Genomic DNA, 3,065 nt, shown 5'->3' on the forward strand with positions numbered 1-3,065 from the left:
AATAACCGAGCGCTATATACTTGCACCGTAACCAGCCACTTTTTTTCATCCAGAAGGTACTTTCATCACGGACAATTCTGTCAGTTCCATCGTTGGAAGAGTAGCGGATAGGCAGGGAGGCTTTGGTGTTATCAGGCGTCCAGGCATCGGTGGCCCATTTCACCCAGTTCCGGTTCCACTCCACATTTTGTGTCACCGGGTTAATAGACTGGTAATAATTAAAATTACCGTTGAAACTTACATCCAGGCTCAGTCCTTTCCAGGATGCACCAAAATTTAATCCTACTACAATGGGATTATTATTTTTCCGCCATTCCATCTGGTCCCAATCATCTATAATACCGTCCGGCTTACCATTAGGTCCGTTAAGATCCTGGTACACCAATTGTCCCAGTGCGGGCTTGTAGCCATAGTAGGTATAGTTAGGGTATGCTGTATTCCATGCATCCAGATCGGCTTGTGTTCTAAGCATCTTTTCCGCTATGCGGGTAGTAATGCGGTTAGTGCTCTTATCCAGCTCGTCCTGCCATGGATAGGTAATATTCTGATCCTTGAGGATGTTACGTGCATTGCTATACGAAGCCACGGCATTGACGTAATAATTAATGCTGTTGGCTTGTGCTTTATATCCTATGCCCAGTTCCACCCCCTGCGCTTTTATTTCTCCGTAATTGGAAGCAGGTAATGTTCTGCTAAAAGTAGGCGGCACTGTTTGCACTCGCTGCCCAAGGATATCGTAGGTTTTTGTAGAGAAATATTCCAGTGAAGCATTGAAATGTTTCAGGAAGTTAACGTCCACACCTGCATTATAATTCAACGTTTTTTCCCAGGTTAAATCAGGATTTACCAGTGATCCGTATTTAATACCCACACCTGTTGTTCCTCCGGTACCCAGGTAAGCGCTATTACCCTGCTGGTATGCTTCCTGCCATTGCCATCCGCCTACGCCGTCATTACCCACTAAACCCGCCGACACCCGGAGCTTGAGCATATCAATTTTGTTGGAATGAAAGAAGTTTTCCTTTGAAACAATCCAGCCTAATGAACCGGAAGGGAAGAAGCCCCAGCGCCTGTCGGGTGCAAACTGCATGGAGCCATCATAGCGGTAGGCAAAGGATGCCAGGTATTTACCGTTGTAATCGTAGAAAAACTGCCCGATAAAAGATTTTCTTCCGGAGGGCTGTTCCGTGCTACCATCTACATAAGAATCTACTCTATCTCCACTGGTGTAGCGCCATTGATCCGTTACATACACGGGGAACTGCTCCCTGTTGCCCTGCATCCAGGAGCCATCAGCGCCGGTACGTTCGTAGATCAGCCATGCCTTTACATGATGTATATCCTTAAATGTTTTTTCATAATTTATCTGGAGATTCAACTGATAGTCGTTACTCCAATCATATCGTTCCGACAACCTGTTGGTATGAAAAGATTTTTTGAGCGACACAAAATCATTGGGATCTGTGCTGATGAGATATTGGTCGGTGGTTTTCATAATCCACATATCATATTGCTTCACAAATGTTTTCTGCCGCTGATTGGAAAACGATTTGCTAAACTGGCTCATGACGCTAAGCCCTTTGACACCGGGGATTTCATAACTGAGTTTTAAATTGGCCACTGGCTTTACGGCAAACGTATTCTGATATCCGTTATCTCCCCTTACCTGCGCGCCCATGTTCTGAATCCATCCATAATCAATCGGATGGCCATCGGTGGTCCAAACAGGCTGATATACCTGCCAGATTCTTAATTTACCATATACATCATCCCAACTATCCACGGAAGGGAATTTTTTAATGTTATTATTGAGGGATAAGAGTGCTTCTGCTGTCAGCCCTTTTGCAATCTGGGCTTTGATATTAGCTCTTACATTGTAATTTTTCCAGTTCACATTTTTAATGAACAGTTGCTGGTTACTCATGGAACCGCCAATGAAGTATTGTATTTTATCCGATCCTCCGGTGATACTTAAATTATGCGTAGTGGTAGACGGATCATTCCATACGGTACTCAACTGATCGTATCCCCAGCCGTTGTTAATTGTTTTAAACTGATCAATCACCTTTTGGCTGTAGGTATTGGGCGTTATGCGGTTCTGATACTCAAAATACTGTTGCGCATTCATCAGGTCACTGTTCCTGCCTCGTTTGTCGAAACCTGTCTGAAAAGAATATTCAATACTGGCTTTGCCATTTTTCCCCCTGCGGGTGGTTACCACAATTACCCCTGCAGCAGCCCTGGAGCCATATACCGCAGTGGAAGCAGCATCTTTCAGCACGGTGATGTTTTCTACTTCATTTGGCGACAAACGGTTAAAATCACCACTGCCTGCAATTCTTCCATCAATAACGTACAATACATCCTGCGTATTCCACGAGCTTTTCTGGCGAACCGAAATGCCCGGATCACTACCCGGTATGCCACGCGGAGTAGCCACACTAACTCCGGCTATCTGTCCTGCCAGAAGGTTTCCCAACTGCTGTGTAGGTATATTACGTTTTACATCATCGAATTTTACAGTGCCTATCGAAGCAGTGAGTAATTCTTTTTTCTGTGTACCATATCCTACCACCACTACATCATTCAGGGTTTCGGAAGAAGCGGTCATAGCGATGATCAGATTGGGTTGGGCTTTCACCGTAACGGGTAAATAACCAACGATGGTTACCCGCAATTGACTGCCTTCCGGCGCCATTATTTCAAATGCGCCGTCCTTATCCGCCGGAACATTTTTTTTGCCATCGACCAGGGAAATAGTAGCACCTGCCAGTGCCGCCTTATCTTTTGCATCAATTACTTTTCCTGTAATCCTGATCTGGCTTTGGGCGAATGAAACCTGCGTTATCAGCAGAAGACCGAAGATGCCTGCGAGCCATCGAAATACCGTTGTGTTGTTTTTCATAAAGGAATTATTCATAGCGAATTTGGTTGATACTGGTAGTCATAAACTACCAGTTAGGTTTCGCCGATGAAGTTCCCCCGATATGCTTCTTCAAACAACCACAGGTTTGATTTATAGTTATGCTATTTTGCTCCGTGATTATTTATACTTGAACTACTTA

The 3,065-nt window shown here is 44.5% G+C and carries 1 protein-coding gene; it reads right to left on the bottom strand.

Features of this window, described 5'->3' with window-relative positions; genetic code table 11:
* Nucleotides 1-2,905: SusC/RagA family TonB-linked outer membrane protein (locus tag VIP81_RS13755; protein WP_331961478.1), on the bottom strand; the 2,905-nt coding region annotated here is incomplete at its 3' end.
* Between the last annotated feature and the right edge of the window lie 160 nt (nt 2,906-3,065).

This window comes from Chitinophaga sp., assembly GCF_036566945.1.
GTDB lineage: Bacteria > Bacteroidota > Bacteroidia > Chitinophagales > Chitinophagaceae > Chitinophaga.